This is a genomic window from Pseudomonas sp. SG20056, assembly GCF_031764535.1.
Classification (GTDB): Bacteria; Pseudomonadota; Gammaproteobacteria; order Pseudomonadales; family Pseudomonadaceae; genus Aquipseudomonas.
On sequence record NZ_CP134499.1, the window covers coordinates 3,427,043 to 3,442,936 of the forward strand.

10 protein-coding genes and 2 pseudogenes are annotated in these 15,894 nt (G+C 61.4%); 6 read left to right on the top strand and 6 right to left on the bottom strand.

The window, feature by feature from the left end:
• Positions 1 to 9: 9 nt before the first annotated feature.
• Positions 10 to 1,191 (bottom strand): diguanylate cyclase domain-containing protein, encoded by a 1,182-nt coding sequence (locus RHP75_RS16365; protein ID WP_311089129.1) that lies wholly within the window; start codon positions 1,189 to 1,191, stop codon positions 10 to 12.
• Between the two features lie 143 nt (positions 1,192 to 1,334).
• On the opposite strand from RHP75_RS16365, the gene RHP75_RS16370 reads away from it, so the two are divergent.
• A complete protein-coding gene (locus RHP75_RS16370; protein ID WP_311089130.1) occupies positions 1,335 to 2,333 on the top strand; it encodes an MBL fold metallo-hydrolase in 999 nt (332 codons plus the stop codon).
• 147 nt (positions 2,334 to 2,480) lie between these two features.
• Positions 2,481 to 2,741 (top strand): YebG family protein, encoded by a 261-nt coding sequence (locus tag RHP75_RS16375; RefSeq protein WP_108485834.1) that lies wholly within the window; start codon positions 2,481 to 2,483, stop codon positions 2,739 to 2,741.
• 65 nt (positions 2,742 to 2,806) lie between these two features.
• On the opposite strand, the gene RHP75_RS16380 is transcribed toward RHP75_RS16375, so the two are convergent.
• Positions 2,807 to 3,826 (bottom strand): Glu/Leu/Phe/Val dehydrogenase dimerization domain-containing protein, encoded by a 1,020-nt coding sequence (locus RHP75_RS16380; protein WP_311089131.1) that lies wholly within the window; start codon positions 3,824 to 3,826, stop codon positions 2,807 to 2,809.
• Between the two features lie 152 nt (positions 3,827 to 3,978).
• Between RHP75_RS16380 and RHP75_RS16385 the strand changes: the two genes are divergently transcribed.
• Positions 3,979 to 4,782 (top strand): transglutaminase family protein, encoded by an 804-nt coding sequence (locus tag RHP75_RS16385; protein WP_311089132.1) that lies wholly within the window; start codon positions 3,979 to 3,981, stop codon positions 4,780 to 4,782.
• On the opposite strand, the pseudogene RHP75_RS21355 reads toward RHP75_RS16385, so the two are convergent.
• The 4 genes and pseudogenes from RHP75_RS21355 to RHP75_RS16400 all read right to left on the bottom strand — a co-directional run.
• Positions 4,779 to 4,964: pseudogene (locus RHP75_RS21355) on the bottom strand (response regulator transcription factor); the annotation flags it as partial. The gene RHP75_RS16385 and the pseudogene RHP75_RS21355 sit on opposite strands and share 4 nt — an antisense overlap.
• A gap of 249 nt (positions 4,965 to 5,213) precedes the next feature.
• Positions 5,214 to 7,319, bottom strand: a pseudogene (locus RHP75_RS16390) (helix-turn-helix transcriptional regulator); the annotation flags it as partial.
• A gap of 157 nt (positions 7,320 to 7,476) precedes the next feature.
• Positions 7,477 to 8,847, bottom strand: coding sequence for a DUF1329 domain-containing protein (locus RHP75_RS16395; RefSeq protein WP_311089134.1), 1,371 nt, complete (start codon positions 8,845 to 8,847; stop codon positions 7,477 to 7,479).
• 29 nt (positions 8,848 to 8,876) lie between these two features.
• A complete protein-coding gene (locus tag RHP75_RS16400) occupies positions 8,877 to 10,628 on the bottom strand; it encodes a DUF1302 domain-containing protein (RefSeq protein WP_311089135.1) in 1,752 nt (583 codons plus the stop codon).
• 569 nt (positions 10,629 to 11,197) lie between these two features.
• Here RHP75_RS16400 and gcvH point away from each other — a divergent pair.
• The 3 genes from gcvH (at position 11,198) to glyA (ending at position 15,814) form a co-directional block, all read left to right on the top strand.
• Positions 11,198 to 11,581, top strand: a complete 384-nt coding sequence (gene gcvH, locus RHP75_RS16405) for a glycine cleavage system protein GcvH (RefSeq protein WP_090248917.1) — start codon at positions 11,198 to 11,200, stop codon at positions 11,579 to 11,581.
• Positions 11,582 to 11,590: 9 nt separating this feature from the next.
• Positions 11,591 to 14,443: an aminomethyl-transferring glycine dehydrogenase gene (gcvP, locus tag RHP75_RS16410; RefSeq protein ID WP_311089136.1), complete on the top strand. Its 2,853-nt coding sequence runs from the start codon at positions 11,591 to 11,593 to the stop codon at positions 14,441 to 14,443.
• 117 nt (positions 14,444 to 14,560) lie between these two features.
• Positions 14,561 to 15,814 (top strand): serine hydroxymethyltransferase, encoded by a 1,254-nt coding sequence (gene glyA / locus RHP75_RS16415; RefSeq protein WP_311089137.1) that lies wholly within the window; start codon positions 14,561 to 14,563, stop codon positions 15,812 to 15,814.
• Positions 15,815 to 15,894 lie beyond the last annotated feature (80 nt).

The window sequence follows — 15,894 nt, forward strand, 5'->3', positions numbered from 1 at the left end:
CCGGGCGCGTCAGAGCGCCGCAGCGGTAACAGCGCTGCTGGGCTCAGGCCAGGCGAAACAATGCTTGCCGGCTTCCTTGGCCCGGTACATGGCAGTATCCGCCGCCGCCACCAGGCGACGCCGGTCTTCACCATGCTGGGGAAACTGCGCCATACCGATGCTTACGCCCACTCGCACATGCGGCAACTCTTCCAGCAGTGGCGTATCCAGTGCAGTGATCATGCGTGCGGCCAGGCACTCGATAGCCGCCGTATCACCCTCGGCCACTACGGCAAACTCATCACCACCCAACCGCGCCAACACCTCGCCTTCGCGCAGCAGCGTCCGCCAGCGCTGGGCAATGGCCTTGAGCACACGGTCGCCGGTGGCGTGGCCATGTTCATCATTGACCGGTTTGAAACCATCGAGATCCAGGTAGATCAGCGCCAGCGGCCGCTCGGCACGCCGCGCCAAGGCCAGGGCCTGATCGAGGCTATCGTTGAAGGCGCGGCGATTCGGCAGCTGGGTCAGGGCGTCATGCTGCGATTCAAAGGCCAGACGCTTAAGCAGTTCCTCACGCTCTCGCAGGTCACGACGCAGGTCGAGGTAGGTCAGGCCGAGCAGCCCAAGCATCAGCAACGCCAACGCACTGCCGCCCCAGATGGCAACTTGCGAGCGAAAATCGGTACCTGCATGCAGCGCTTCGAGTTCATCAGTGACGCTGTCTTCCAGACTGCGAATCCGCTGGCGCAGTTCATCCATATAGCGCCGGCCCTGATTGTCCATTACCCGTTGGCGGGCAGCCTCATGGCCAGCCAGGCGACTCAGTGCGATGGTTTCCCTTAGCTCGGTCATTTTTAACTCGGCGAGCTGCTCTATACGCGCTATGTCTTCGGCATACATCGCCATCAACGGTATCGCGCGCAACGCCTGAAACTGGGTGTGCAAGTGCTGCACCGCCACGTTATAGGGTTGTAAAAATGAATCCTCACCGGTCAGCAGAAAACCGCGCTGCCCAGTTTCGGCATCCTTGAGCAAGGACAAGGTTTCACTGATCTGGTAAAGCGAGGTATGCAGCACCTCGACACGCTGTCCGTCGAGCAGGTAGGCACGGCTACCCCAAATGGCACCGACAATGACGAATAGACTGAGATAGGCAATGGCCAGCAAAGCCAGCAGCTTGCGCTCGACTCGACCTGCAGACAGCAACATGGTGCACCTCACAGAGAGCCGATGGCGTGCCGAATACTAGAGTTGGCCACTGCGGTCAGCAACAGTTTTTGCCGTCAACGTACAAGTATTTCGCATAACCGTATAAGTTACGTATAGGTTTCTAACCACACGAGGACATCAGCATGCCAAGCTCACTCACCCGAATCCGTCTGTTTAGCGCACTGCTTGCAGCCCAGACCCTGATCCTGGGCGGCGCCCTGCCCCTGAGTGCCAGTGCAGCGCCGGTGGCCAAGCAGCAGAATCAGGTCGCCGGTTTCTACCGCATGACCTTGGGCGATTTCGAAGTGACGGCGCTGTACGACGGCTATGTCGACCTCGACAGCAAGATCCTCACCGGCGCCAGTGCCGAGGATATCCAGAGCCTGCTGGCGCGCATGTTCGTCGAGTCCAGCAAGGGCGTGCAAACCGCCGTGAATGCCTACCTGATCAACACCGGCAGCCACCTGGTGCTGGTCGACACGGGGGCGGCGCAGTGCTTCGGACCGACCCTAGGCGTCGTGCAGAGCAATCTGCAAGCCTCCGGTTATAGCCTGGAGCAGGTAGATACTGTGCTGCTCACCCACCTGCACCCCGACCATGCCTGCGGCCTGCTGAACAGCGACGGCCAGGCCGCCTACCCGAATGCCAGCGTCTATGTGCCCCAGGCCGAAGCGGATTTCTGGCTTAGCGACGAGGCTGCCGCCAAGGCCCCGGAACCCATGCGCGGCATGTTCCAGATGGCCAAGCAGTCCGTGGCACCCTACGACGCTCAGCAGCGTCTCAAGCTGTATGCCCCGGACAGCGCACTGATCCCGGGCGTCAGCCTGGTGCCGAGCAACGGCCACACCCCCGGTCATAGCTCCTACCTGTTCACCTCACAGAAGCAGAGCCTGCTGGTCTGGGGCGATATTGTGCACAGCCACGCGGTGCAGTTCGCCAAGCCGGAAGTGGTGATCGAGTTCGACATCGACAGCACCCAGGCCAAGGCTACGCGCCAGCAGATATTCGCCGACGCCAGCCGCGACAAACTCTGGGTCGCTGGCGCACACATGCCCTTTCCGGGGCTGGGCCATGTGCGTAAAGAAGGTGCAGGCTACGCCTGGGTACCCGCCGAGTTCGGCCCGCTGCGCAGCGACCGCTGAGCGGCTGTGGCGCACAGAATCGACTATGGTGTTAGCCGGCATGGCAATTGCTGCTGGCCAAATGCCGGCGAGTTCTTTATGCTCGCAAACACTGTACAGATAAACAGTTAACTGCAACCTATCAGCGTGAAGGCGTAGAGGTGATGAATGGCCGTCGAAGTGGTGTACCGCAGCAGCCGGGATTTGGAGCGTTTGTTCATGGATAAAGCCGAAGCCGACCGTCATGACAAAATGCTCGAACTGGCCGAGCTGCTCACCGAGGTGCTGCAGAAAGCTGTGCCATCGTTGAATGAGACCCAGGGTGAAGAGCTGGGGATTTATATGGCGAAGAACCGCGACATCTTCGCCAAGGCGTTCAAGAACCAGCCTGATGCCTTGAGTGAACTGAGCGAACCGGCTGCCGAGTAACGCCGGCGGCAGTCAACAAAACCCCAGTCCGTGACTGGGGTTTTGCGCTTTTATCCGCGCCATACTCAGCCATATAACAAGCGCTCGGCAATCGCATCGGCGACCCTTGCCGGTGAGCGCTTATCGGCCTGGGCATGGCCGAATATCTCGGTCAGCCGCCGGCTGATCTGCGTCAGGTGTGCGGTGATTGCCGGCAGGGGCTCGCCCTGATGCTTCAGCGCCACGTAGATCAGGCCGCCCGCATTGATCACGTAATCCGGCGCATAAAGAATCCCCCGCGCCTGCAAACTGTCGGAAATATCGGCACTGGCCAATTGGTTGTTCGCCGCCCCCGCCACTGCCGAGCAACGCAGCTGCCCGACGCTTGCGCTGTTTAGCACACCGCCCAACCCGCACGGCGCCAGGATGTCACACGGTGTGGCGAGCAAGGCCTCGCTGGCCACAGGCCGCGCGCCCAGCTGCTCCGCCGCCAGTTGTACGCGCCCCTGATCCAGATCGCTGACCAGCAGCTCGGCACCCGCAGCATGCAGTTGCTCGGCCAACGCATAACCGACATTACCCAGCCCTTGAATCGCCACCCGCAAGCCTTCCAGATTGTCACTGCCAAGGCGCGCCAGAGCGGTGGCGCGGATACCGGCAAACACGCCCAGCGCCGTGTGCGGTGAAGGGTCTCCTTCGGCCGTGGTGCTGGTGACATGCTGCGTGTGCTGGGCGATGCAGTCCATATCGACGCTGGAGGTGCCGCTGTCCATGGCGGTGATGTAACGGCCGTTGAGGGTTTCGATAAAGCGCCCGAAGGCTTCAAACAACGCGCCACGATTGTCGACATGCGCGGGACGGATAATCACCGCCTTGCCGCCGCCCTGTTGCAGGCCGGCCAACGCCGCCTTGTAGCTCATACCTTTGGCTAGGCGCAGTACATCTTCAATCGCGCTTTGCGTGTCGGCATAAGGTAGATAACGGCAGCCGCCCAGCGCCGGGCCCAGACGACTGTTGTGAATGGCGATCATGGCCTGCAGACCGGTCAGCGGGTCCACGGCGAAGTGCAGCGACTCCAGCCGGGCGGTTTCCATCATGGCGAACATGCTGTGGCTCCCGTACTGATTTGCAGATCAGTATAGGCAGTGGCGCTGCCGACACCCGCCCAGTGGTCAGTTGCGGCCCGGCGCCCGCATAACAATCCACTGGACGAAGCCACGGCGCTTGACTACAAAGCCAGAGACATCGGGAGATTGTTATGACCCCACGCGCCGCCTGCCTTGCCTGCCTGGAGCAAAACCCGCCTGCACTGTTCGAGGCGGCGCTATGGATTGCCGCAGAACACCAGCCCACGCTGCAACCGGCCGACGCGCTGCAACGGCTCAACAGCCTGCAGCAGCAGGTCAGTCAGGGCCTGCCCAATCTGCCACAGCAAGAGTTGGCGCAACCGCTGTTGCGCCGCTTGAGCGAGCTGGATTTTCATGAAGACGACGAACGCCCACTGCGGCCAAGGGCAGCGCTGCTGGATCAGCTGTTGTTGCGCCGTCGCGGCCAGCCTCTTTCCCTGGCCCTGCTCGCCCTGGAACTGGCCAAGCGCTTGGCGATTCCGCTGCAGGGGGTAAATTTTCCCGGGCACTTTCTGCTGCGCGTACCGGGCGCCGATCATCTGCTCGACCCGTGCAGCGGCCGACGGCTGTATACCCGCGAGTGCCGCGAGCTGTTGCAACGCCATCTGGGGCCGACTGCCGAATTAAACGCCAGTCAGCTGCAGCCTTGCGACGCGCACAGCATGTTGCAGCGCCTGTCGCGCAACCTGCGGCAACTGCATCAACTCGATGATGACCCGCTGGCCGCGCTGCGCGATGCCGAGCGCGTGCTGCTGCTCGGCACGCCGACCCTGCATGACCACCTGGCCCGCGCGGAGATTTACCAATTACTCGATTGCCCGCAAGGCGAGCGCTTCGACCTGCAGTGCGCCCTGCTGCTCAGCGATGACCCGGCACAGCACCTGCAACTCAGCCAACGCCTACGCCAGCTCAGCGCCAGCCCGGCGCTGCATTAAAAAAAGCCCAACGCCTTGGCCTTGGCCACCGCCTGAGTACGCCGCGCCACCCCCAGTTTGCCGTTGATCCGCCGGGCGTGGGTCTTGACCGTATGCAGGGAAATAAACAACTGTTCGGCCACTTCCTGATTGGAAAGCCCCTGGGCGATCAAGCCAAGTACCGCCAGTTCGCGACTGCTCAGCGCATTGGCGCTGGCGGCAGGCGCAGCATTCGGCGCGCCATCAACCTGGCTGGTGACGCGAAACCACGGGCGCAGATAACCCAGGCGCCGCTGCAGCGCCTGGCCGGTTTGTCGAGCCTGTTCGGCACCCACCTTATCGTCACAAGCGGCGCAGGCTTCGGCATAGCTCAGCCACAAGTCGCCGACCAACGCTTGCCTACCCTGGCCTGCCACCTGCTCCAGCAAATGCCGCAGAGGCTCGCGCACATCTTCGCCCTGCAAACGATCCAGTTGCAGCAGGAGCGCCCTGAACCGTGGGATCAACTCGGGGAAATTTGGCGTCGGCAGCACGGCTTTAACCCGCTGCTCATAACCCAATACCCGCGTCGCTGCGATACGCGCCCGCGCATAGTGGCCCTGGGCAATCCACAGATGGCTGCTGGCCAACAACAAGGTGCCGCGATAGAGGGTTTCATTGACGCGCTGACGCTGCATCTGCCGCTCGGCCTGCCCGAGCTGCGCAAAGGCGGCGGCCATATCGCCCTGTCCCATCGCCAACTCAGCCAGGCCGAGGTAGCCATGAAACGCCCCTGGATCGCCACAGGCGAGGGCATGCTCAAGCCCACGCTGTAGTGCCCCCTCCGCTTCGTCCGCACGCCCCTGGCGCAGTTGCAGACGCCCCAGGCGCAGTTCAAGCCGCGCCAGCACCGGCGTGTTGCGCAAGGCGGTCGGCGCAGTTGCCGTCAGCACCCGCTGCAGCAGCGCTTCGGCACGGGCAAATTCACCGCGCGTCTCCAGCAACAGGGCGTGGTCCAGCTCCAGCAGGGCTTCAAACACTGGGTTGCCATGCAGGCGTGCCTGCTTCAAGGCTTCAAAACTGAGTTTCTGTGCCACCTCCAGCTGACCTTCACCAATGGCCACCAGGGTCAATGCCGAACGGCACAGCAACGACTGCGCCCAGGCACTCTGCGGCAGCCCCTGCAGGGCATCATGCAGATGGGCACGAGCATCCACGGCACAGACTCGCCCATAGGCGATGATGCCCTGGATGGCTTGCCAGTGAGCGAACAGCTCACGGGTTCGCGCGCCATCGCTGCGCGGCTGAAAACGTGCCAGTTGATTGATACAAACCTGCGCCTCATCCAGACGCCCAACCAGCAGCAACACCCAGGCATTCAGCAGAATCAGCCGGGGGGTGCTGCACAAAAGGCTCTCCGGCAGCTCACTGCGCCAACGCAGGATCAGCGCCAGGTCCTGGCCTTGCAGCACCTGCTCCTCGGTAAAACGCTCAAGAAAACTGCCTGCCACTTCCGGTTGTCCGGCCAGCAAGGCGTGCTCCACCGCCGCGCGAATATCACCATGGCCGGCGAACCATTGACTGGCATGCACATGCAGGGCGCTGCACGGCAAGTGTTGCGCCTGTCGCTGCAGCAACCGGGCCAGCGGCGGAAACAGCACATACCAGCCCTTGGCCGCGTCCAGTTCCTGAATAAACACACCGCGCTCGATCAGCGCGCGTAACCACTGCGCGCCCTCGCCCACACCAAACAGGTGATCACACAGCGCTGGATTAAAGCGCGGCAATTGCGCCAGTTGCTGGAGCATCTGCAACAGCTCATCCGGCAATCCTTGCAACACTTCGCGCTCAACATATTCGGCGAGCAACTGATCATGCTCCCCCGCCTGCAGCGCGCTCAGCGCAGTCGGCTCGGCCTGCGCCGCCAACAGGTGCAGGCGCAAGGCCGCCGGCCAGCCTTGGGTCAGCTCATGCAGATCGTACGCCCAGGCACTGCGGGTTGAGTCCAGCTGCTGCAGCCAGGCCAGCACTTCCGCTGCGCTGAAGGCCAGTTCGCTGGCGCCCAGTTCGAGCAGTTCGCCTTCCAACAACAGACGCGAGAGGTTGCACGCCGGCCGCCGGCGACTACCCAGCCACCAGCAGATGCCAGGTGGGGTGATCATCAGCAGCTGATTGAGAAAACCATCGAGGGCGTGATTCGGCTGCGCCGGGTAATCATTGAGCATGATCCACAGCTGCCGCGACTCCTGCGCCAGAGTGGCCAGCAGCTCGCCACTGCTGAGGTCTGCGGGGTAGTCAAGCAGCTTGCTGAGCTGCTGAGCCAGTTGCTCGGCGCACAGTTCCTCACCAGCGCAGGTCAGCCAGAGCAGACGGTAATCGGCCGGGCACTCGCGGGCGCAGTCGGCCAACAGGACGGTTTTACCAAAGCCGGCCGGGCCAACCAGCAAACGCAGGCGACAGTCGTGTGCCAGCAGCCGCTGTTGCACAGATAGCCGGAAGATATGTCCAGGTGGTGGACGCTGTACGCTGCCACAGGACGACGCTGCGGCGCTTTGCGGGAAAGGCGCTAATGCGTTCATGACGGCTCGATTTATTGTTCTTGCAGGAACCGGATCATTGCAGGCTAACCCTCAATGCCTAATCGCTCACAGCTCTATCACGACACGTGATGGCGGGCGATAAAAAAAGCGGCCCGCAGGCCGCCCAATTACGGAGTAACGCGTGCAGGTTATTGACCTAGCGAACGCCGGAGCTACGCAGTGCGGCTGGCGTGTAGTCTGCAGCCGTCGCCTTGAAGCCGAAGTTATAAGCCGATTTTTCTTCGTTCTTCATACCCAGAGCCAGGTAACGACCCGCCACCAGGTCATACAGCGCTTCAAGGGTGTAGCCCGGCACTTGATGGTTGTAGTAGTGCTGCGCATGACCTTCGGCAACACGCCAGAGTTGACCACGGCCGTCGTAATGATCAACCAGCGCTATCTGCCAGCTGTCCTCGTCGACATACATATGGCGCTTGGCATAGATATGCCGCTCACCGCTCTTCAGCGTGGCCACCACTTCCCAAACCCGGTGCAGCTCGTAACGTGTCAGGTCCTGATTGATGTGCCCGGCTTTAAGCACGTCGTCGTACTTCAGTGACGGCGAATCAAGCTTGTAGCTGTTATAGGGGATGTACATTTCCTTCTTGCCGACCAGTTGCCAGTCGTAGCGATCAGGCGCCCCGGAGAACATATCGAAGTTATCGGCCGTACGCATGCCGTCAGCGGCAGTCCCCGGCCCATCGTAGGCCACCTGCGGAGCACGACGCACGCGGCGTTGACCCGCGTTGTAGATCCACGCCAGGCGCGGCTCCTTGACCTGGTCGATGGTCTCGTGAACCAGCAACACGTTACCGGCCAAGCGTGACGGTGCAGTCACTCTCTGCTTGAAATACAGCAAGACATTGCTGCCCTTGGCCGGATCAAGGTCGGGCATATCCGAAGGGAAGGCCACTTCATCTTCGAACTTGACCAGGCTGTAGGAACCATTGGTCTGCGGCGTCGCCTGAGTCACCACGCGCCGGGTGTTCCCTCCCCGGTAACGGGTGATGTGGTTCCAGATCACCTCAACGCCTGTCTTGGGAATGGGAAAGGCGTAGTAACGGCTGGCGTTGAAGTTCTGCAAGCCATTACCACCGTCTACGGGCGTGGTATTGATTGCACTGAGCTTGGCGGCATCGGCAATCGCTGCAGGCACGGAGGTGGTTCGATGCGAAGGGTAAACCGGGATCTTGTAGCTATCCGAGTAGCGCTTGAGCATGGCCATCTGACCGGCTGACAGTTTGTCTTTGTACTGCTCGGCATTGGCTGCGGTAATCGTAAAAAGAGGTTGCTCACCGGCATAGGGGTCAGCGAGAAACCCCTTGCCATCGACAGCCGCCGCGCTGGTGGACAGACCGCCATCCCAGGCGGGGATACTGCCATCGGCATTGCCGGCCATTTCCCCGCCCAGCGGCGTCAAACTGGCACCCAACTGAGCCGCTTCTTGTTCAGAGACTGCGGCCATCACGCTGCTGGCTAACAACGTCAGCAGCAGCGCACCAGCTTGCAGGATTCTTGTATTTTTCATGGTGTACGGATCCTTTTGCACTGCGTTGATCAGAAGTTCACACCGAAGCTCAGGGCAACAAAGTCACGGTCGACGTTGGTGTTGTAATCACCACCAAAGAAGTCGGTGTAACTGAGGCTGGCGTTATAGGTGTTCTGGTAGTCAGCGTTCAGGCCCAGGCTTACCGCCTTACTGCCCTCGCTGAAGTTGGGGCCATAACCATCGACGTCATGCGACCAGGCAATGCTTGGCGAGAGATTGACCCCGGCAAACACGTTGCTGTAGTCGAGACTGGCGCGCACGCGATAGCCCCAGGAGCTGCTGGTGAAGAAGCCATCGTCATTACACTGATCAGGGTTGGCGGCATTCACCCCTACAGTACAGGTGGTGTTGGGGTTGAGCTGACCAATGCCATAGACCGGATCGCGGCCGAAGCGCAGCTCACCGACATCATCACTGATGCCACTGACATGGTTGTAACCCACCTCGCCCACCAGGGTCAGGCGACTGGCGCCGAGCACTCGGTCGAAAAACTGCACCGCCGAAACTTGCGCCTGGGTCACGGGCTTGCGCACGTAGCCGGCCACTTCCTCACCCACGGCATTGCGCCCATGACCGCTGGTAAATACCGGTGAAAACCCTTGGCGCAGGGATGCAAAAGTCATGTCTGTGGAGTTGATGCCAATTGGCATGTTGGGCCGGTAACTGAGTTCACCCGACAACGCGGTGCCTTCGACGTTGGTCTGGAAACTGACGCCATACAGGCGAATATCTTCCGGGTACTCCAGAAAGTAGCGGGCAGCCTGTGGCGCCCCGGTGCCGACAATGATGCTGCCGCTCGGGGTACGGCTGTGGTAATTCATCGCGTACAGGCCGAACTCGGTGTCATTCAACGACTCGGCAAACCAGCGCAAGGCAACGCCGAACTGCCCACTGTCACGCGCATCACGATCCCCACCGCGTGGGATGAACACGGGGTTCCCCGGCGCACCAGTGTTGTTTGACGTGTCTGGCGCGACATCAGCCCCCGCGACAACCAGGCGGTCGTTACAGCCATCGGCGGCTGTGTCGCTGGGCGCGAAGAACGTCCCGCAGTTATCGATAACGGTCTGGTCCCACTCCAGCTGGTAGAACGCTTCCATGCTGACGGTGTCGGTCAAGCTCTGCGAGACATAGAGCATGTTGACCGGAATCAGCCCCTCCTTGATCTCCGCACCTGGGCGGCGGAACGCTGCCGCATCCACAGGGTTGATCGAGTTGATCGAGTTACCGATAAAGGTACTTTCACCCCAGCTGACCACTTGCTTACCGACCCGCACACTGCCCGGCATGCTGCCCAGGTTGTAGTTGTGATAGATGAAGGCATCGAGAATTTCCGCACCGGCGGCTTGTGCCGCAGTCTTGCGATTGTGGTCATCGATGTCATACAGCAGACGGCTTTCGTCCTTGGTCTCGAAGTCGTACCAATACTTGCCGCGAATAAACACGCCGGTATCGCCGTACTTCAATTCAAGGTCGTGGATACCTTTGAAGATCTTCGAAAAGGTCTCACCTTTCTTGAAGTTCAAACGCCCGTCATCGTTGGTCTGAGAAGACGCCTTGCCGCCGTTGCGCGTGCCGATGAAGTCGGGATCAGCACCGCGCACGCTCCAGCTGGCTCCCACAGAAAGCGATGAGTCGAACTGCGCTTCGACCTCACCGATGTTGAATGTAATAGCCTGGACAGGCGCGACACAGCCAACAGCAATGGCAATCGCCAAAACGCTGGGCTGGAAGATGGCATGTCTTGTTCTTGTTCTCATGCGGCTCTCCTGGAAAGCGGGTTTCGTGTTGAGGCTCCACGCTACTCAGCCGCCTTGAGCGGGATAAGCGCCCGAAAGAGGTATTTGCCCTGTCAGCCGAAAGAGTGAATACGCCTCTGGAAAGCCGCTCTGCAGCCAGCCCATCGACCCGTTCAATGGCGCTTTATAGGGCAGGTGAATGGCCCTGGCGGCTCAACAGAGGGATTGATCGCTACTGGCAGAGCAGTCCTGGCGCCTTACTGCATTAGCGTCGGAGCTGATTGCGGACTCCGCGAGCATGTGTATTTATTTCAATACACCGTAATGAAAGCGACACAAAGCATTCAGCCCGCGACGCCAGAGCCTTTGCGCTGTGCCCTATGGATGAATCGATCATGCGCGTATCGAAATCGCTACAAAAGATATAAAACCCAACACCTTAAAAAATATTAAGTCATTGTTTTTATTGTAAAAAATAACAATGGCACCACCCTTGCTATGGTCTTTCCATCTTCAGCGCGTGCCCAGTACGCGCGTTCAGCACATCGCCCCCAGCAGAAAGGGCGAGTCACCACCCTTGAGGAGTACACATGAGCGAATTGCGTTTTACCGTCGAGCACGAATGGCTGCGTCAGGATGCCGATGGTCTGGTCACCGTGGGCATCACCGCCTATGCCCAGGAAGCCCTGGGTGACGTGGTATTCGTTCAGCTGCCGGAAGCCCAGAGCTACGCCGAGGGTGACGAAGTGGCGGTGCTGGAATCGGTAAAAGCCGCAAGCAATATCGCCATGCCGCTGGACGGTGAGGTGGTTGAGGTCAATGGCGAGCTAGAATCCAGCCCTGAGCTGGTCAACGAAGATCCCCTGGGCAAGGGTTGGTTCTTCCGTTTCCGTCCGGCCAATGCCAGCGCGGTAGCCGACCTGCTCGACCAGGCCGCCTACGAGCGCCTGCTCAACGCCAATGCTGACGCCTGAGAGATTGTGATGACCAAGCTGACCACCCAGAACGAATTTGTCGCCCGCCACATCGGCCCACGTGATGCCGATACCTCGGCCATGCTCGAACTGCTCGGCTACGCCAGCATCGACGCGCTGACCGATAACGTCATCCCCGAGAGCATCAAGGGCACCAGCGTGCTGGGCGCCCAGCCGGGCCTGTCGGAAGCCGACGCCCTGGCCAAGATCAAGACCATCGCCGGCAAGAATCAGCAGCTCAAGACCTATATCGGTCAGGGCTACTACGGCACCCTGACGCCGAGCCCGATTCTGCGCAACCTGCTGGAAAACCCAGCCTGGTACACCGCTTACACCCCGTACCAGCCAGAGATTTCCCAGGGCCGCCTGGAGTCGCTACTGAACTTCCAGACCCTGATCAGCGACCTTACTGGTATGCAGATCGCCAACGCCTCGCTGCTGGACGAAGCCACCGCCGCTGCCGAGGCCATGACCTTCTGCAAGCGTCTGTCGAAGAACAAGGCCAGCAACGCCTTCTTCGCCTCCCAGCATTGCCACCCGCAGACCCTCGACGTGCTGCGCACCCGTGCCGAGCCGCTGGGCATTGAAGTAGTGATTGGTGACGAAGCCGCCATCACTGACGCCAGCGCCTACTTCGGCGCGCTGCTGCAATACCCGGCGAGCAATGGCGATATCTTCGACTACCGCGAGCTGGTTGAGCGTTTCCACGCCGCCAACGCCCTGGTAGCCGTCGCTGCCGATCTGCTGGCCCTGACCCTGCTCACCCCGCCGGGCGAATTCGGTGCCGACGTGGCCCTGGGCAGCGCACAGCGTTTCGGTGTGCCGCTAGGCTTCGGTGGCCCACACGCCGCCTACTTCGCCACCCGCGACGCATTCAAGCGCGACATGCCGGGCCGCCTGGTCGGCATGTCCATCGACCGTTTCGGCAAGCCAGCCCTGCGCCTGGCCATGCAGACCCGCGAGCAACATATCCGCCGCGAGAAGGCCACCAGTAACATCTGTACCGCCCAGGTGCTGCTGGCCAACATCGCCAGCATGTACGCCGTGTACCACGGCCCGAAAGGCCTGACGCAGATCGCCCAGCGCGTACACCAGTTCACCGCGATCCTGGCCAAAGGCCTGCGCGCCCTGGGTTACAGCGTTGAACAGGAATTCTTCTTCGACACCCTGACCCTGGCCACCGCCGGCAAAACCGCTGCCCTGCACGCTGCTGCGCGCAAGGCCGGGATCAACCTGCGTGAAATCGATGGCGAGCGCCTGGGCCTGTCCCTGGACGAGACCACCGATCAAGTCGCCGTTGAAGCCCTGCTGGCGGTCTTCGCCGAAGGCAAAGCTGTTCCAGCCTTCGCTGAACTGGCTGCCGGCGTGATTGCCCAGCTGCCAAAAGGCCTGCTGCGCGAAAGCGAAATCCTCAGCCACCCGGTATTCAATCGCTACCACAGCGAAACCGAGCTGATGCGCTACCTGCGCAAGCTGGCCGACAAGGACCTGGCGCTGGACCGCAGCATGATCCCGCTGGGCTCCTGCACCATGAAGCTCAACGCCGCCAGCGAAATGATCCCGGTGACCTGGGCCGAGTTCGGCAACCTGCACCCTTTCGCCCCGGCCGAACAGAGCCAGGGTTACAGCCAGCTGACCACTGAACTGGAAGCCATGCTCTGCGCGGCCACCGGTTACGACGGCATCTCCCTGCAGCCGAACGCCGGCTCCCAAGGCGAGTACGCCGGCCTGCTGGCGATTCGTGCTTACCACCTGAGCCGTGGCGATGATCAGCGCGACATCTGCCTGATCCCGCAATCGGCCCACGGCACCAACCCGGCGACCGCCAGCATGGCTGGTATGCGTGTGGTGGTGACCGCCTGCGACAGCAGCGGCAACGTCGACATCGCCGACCTCAAGGCCAAGGCCGAAGAGCATAAAGAGCGTCTGGCCGCGATCATGATCACCTACCCGTCGACCCACGGCGTGTTCGAGGAAGGCATCCGCGAGATCGCCCAGATCGTCCACGACAACGGCGGCCAGGTGTATATCGACGGCGCCAACATGAACGCCATGGTTGGCCTGTGCGCGCCGGGCAAGTTCGGCGGCGACGTCTCCCACCTGAACCTGCACAAGACCTTCTGCATCCCGCACGGCGGTGGCGGCCCAGGTGTTGGCCCGATTGGCGTGAAAGAACACCTGATTCCGTTCCTGCCCGGTCACGGCCATATGGCGCGTAAGGAGGGTGCGGTCAGCGCCGCGCCATTCGGCAGCGCCAGCATCCTGCCGATCACCTGGATGTATATCAGCATGATGGGCGGCGAAGGCCTCAAACGCGCTTCGCAGATGGCGATTCTCAACGCTAACTACATCGCCCGCCGCCTGGAAGAGCACTACCCCGTGCTGTATTCGGGCAGCAACGGCCTGGTGGCGCACGAGTGCATCCTCGACATCCGCCCGATCAAGGACAGCAGCGGCATCAGCGTTGACGATGTAGCCAAGCGCCTGATCGACTTCGGCTTCCACGCCCCGACCATGTCCTTCCCGGTCGCCGGCACCCTGATGATCGAGCCGACCGAAAGCGAATCCAAGGAAGAGCTGGACCGTTTCTGCGACGCCATGATCGCCATCCGCAACGAGATTCGTGCGGTGGAAGCCGGTCAGCTGGATGCCAACGACAACCCGCTGAAAAACGCCCCACACACCGCCCTGGAACTGACCGGCGAGTGGACTCACGGCTACAGCCGCGAGCAGGCCGTGTACCCGGTTGCTTCGCTGATCGACGGCAAATACTGGCCGCCGGTTGGCCGCGTGGACAACGTGTTCGGCGACCGCAACCTGATCTGCGCCTGCCCGTCCATCGAGGCGTACCAGGACGCGTGATAACAGCCTGCGGCCCGGACACCTCCGGGCCGCAGGACTGCTTTCTCCCCAATTTTCGACTCACCTCTACCCGAGGCGGGTTAGCTGCACCTCATATAAAAACCAGAGGGCCTCACCATGTTCAGCAAGCACGACCAACTTCAAGGTTATGACGACGCCCTGCTCGCCGCGATCAGCGCCGAAGAGCAGCGCCAGGAAGACCATATCGAGCTAATCGCCTCGGAAAACTATTGCAGCCAGCGCGTGATGCAGGCCCAGGGCAGCGGGCTGACCAACAAGTACGCCGAAGGCTATCCAGGCAAGCGTTACTACGGCGGTTGCGAGCATGTCGACAAGGTCGAGGCGCTGGCCATCGAACGCGCCAAGCAGTTGTTCGGCGCTGACTATGCCAACGTGCAGCCGCACTCTGGTTCCTCCGCCAACAGCGCGGTGTACCTGGCCTTGCTCAATGCCGGCGATACCATCCTGGGCATGAGCCTGGCCCACGGCGGCCACCTGACCCACGGGGCAAAGGTGTCGTCCTCCGGCAAGCTGTACAACGCGGTGCAGTACGGCATCGACGAGCAGGGTCTGATCGATTACGCCGAGGTCGAGCGCCTGGCCGTCGAACATAAGCCGAAGATGATCGTTGCCGGTTTCAGCGCCTATTCGCGCACCCTGGACTTCGCCCGTTTCCGCGCCATCGCCGACCAAGTCGGCGCGCTGCTGTTTGTCGATATGGCCCACGTCGCCGGCCTGGTCGCGGCCGGTCTGTATCCCAACCCGATTCCGTTTGCCGATGTGGTCACCACCACCACACACAAGACCCTGCGCGGCCCGCGCGGCGGCCTGATCCTGGCCAAGGCCAATGAAGAGATCGAGAAGAAACTCAACTCCGCTGTGTTCCCTGGTAGCCAGGGCGGGCCGCTGATGCATGTGATCGCGGGCAAGGCCGTGTGTTTTAAGGAAGCACTGGAGCCAGGTTTCAAGACCTACCAGCAGCAGGTGATCAACAACGCCCAGGCCATGGCCGAAGTGTTTGTTGCACGCGGCTATGACGTGGTCTCCGGCGGCACCGACAACCACCTGATGCTGGTCAGTCTGATCAAGCAGGGCCTGACCGGTAAGGCGGCCGACGCAGCCCTGGGCGCAGCGCATATCACGGTGAACAAGAACGCCGTGCCGAACGACCCGCAGTCGCCGTTTGTCACCTCCGGCATCCGCATCGGCACCCCGGCCGTCACCACCCGAGGTTTCAAGCAGGGCGAGTGCCGCACACTGTCCGGCTGGATCTGCGACATCCTCGACGACCTGGAAAACCCGTCCGTGATCGAACGCGTTCGTGGTCAGGTTGCGGACTTATGTGCCAGCTTCCCGGTCTACGCTAACTAAGACAGCACGCAATTTTTGCCACTCGCGGCGCGGTTATCCAGCGCGCCGCATCAACGCCGCCCCACAAGGGCGGCAGCAAA

Bases quoted from the DNA above. Each gene is read 5' to 3' on its own strand.
- RHP75_RS16385 (WP_311089132.1), top strand. From the start codon at position 3,979: ATGACCCCACGCGCCGCCTGCCTTGCCTGCCTGGAGCAAAACCCGCCT.
- glyA (WP_311089137.1), top strand. From the start codon at position 14,561: ATGTTCAGCAAGCACGACCAACTTCAAGGTTATGACGACGCCCTGCTC.
- RHP75_RS16365 (WP_311089129.1), bottom strand. From the start codon at position 1,191: ATGTTGCTGTCTGCAGGTCGAGTCGAGCGCAAGCTGCTGGCTTTGCTG.
- gcvP (WP_311089136.1), top strand. From the start codon at position 11,591: ATGACCAAGCTGACCACCCAGAACGAATTTGTCGCCCGCCACATCGGC.
- RHP75_RS16395 (WP_311089134.1), bottom strand. From the start codon at position 8,847: ATGAAAAATACAAGAATCCTGCAAGCTGGTGCGCTGCTGCTGACGTTG.
- gcvH (WP_090248917.1), top strand. From the start codon at position 11,198: ATGAGCGAATTGCGTTTTACCGTCGAGCACGAATGGCTGCGTCAGGAT.
- RHP75_RS16370 (WP_311089130.1), top strand. From the start codon at position 1,335: ATGCCAAGCTCACTCACCCGAATCCGTCTGTTTAGCGCACTGCTTGCA.
- RHP75_RS16400 (WP_311089135.1), bottom strand. From the start codon at position 10,628: ATGAGAACAAGAACAAGACATGCCATCTTCCAGCCCAGCGTTTTGGCG.
- RHP75_RS16380 (WP_311089131.1), bottom strand. From the start codon at position 3,826: ATGTTCGCCATGATGGAAACCGCCCGGCTGGAGTCGCTGCACTTCGCC.
- RHP75_RS16375 (WP_108485834.1), top strand. From the start codon at position 2,481: ATGGCCGTCGAAGTGGTGTACCGCAGCAGCCGGGATTTGGAGCGTTTG.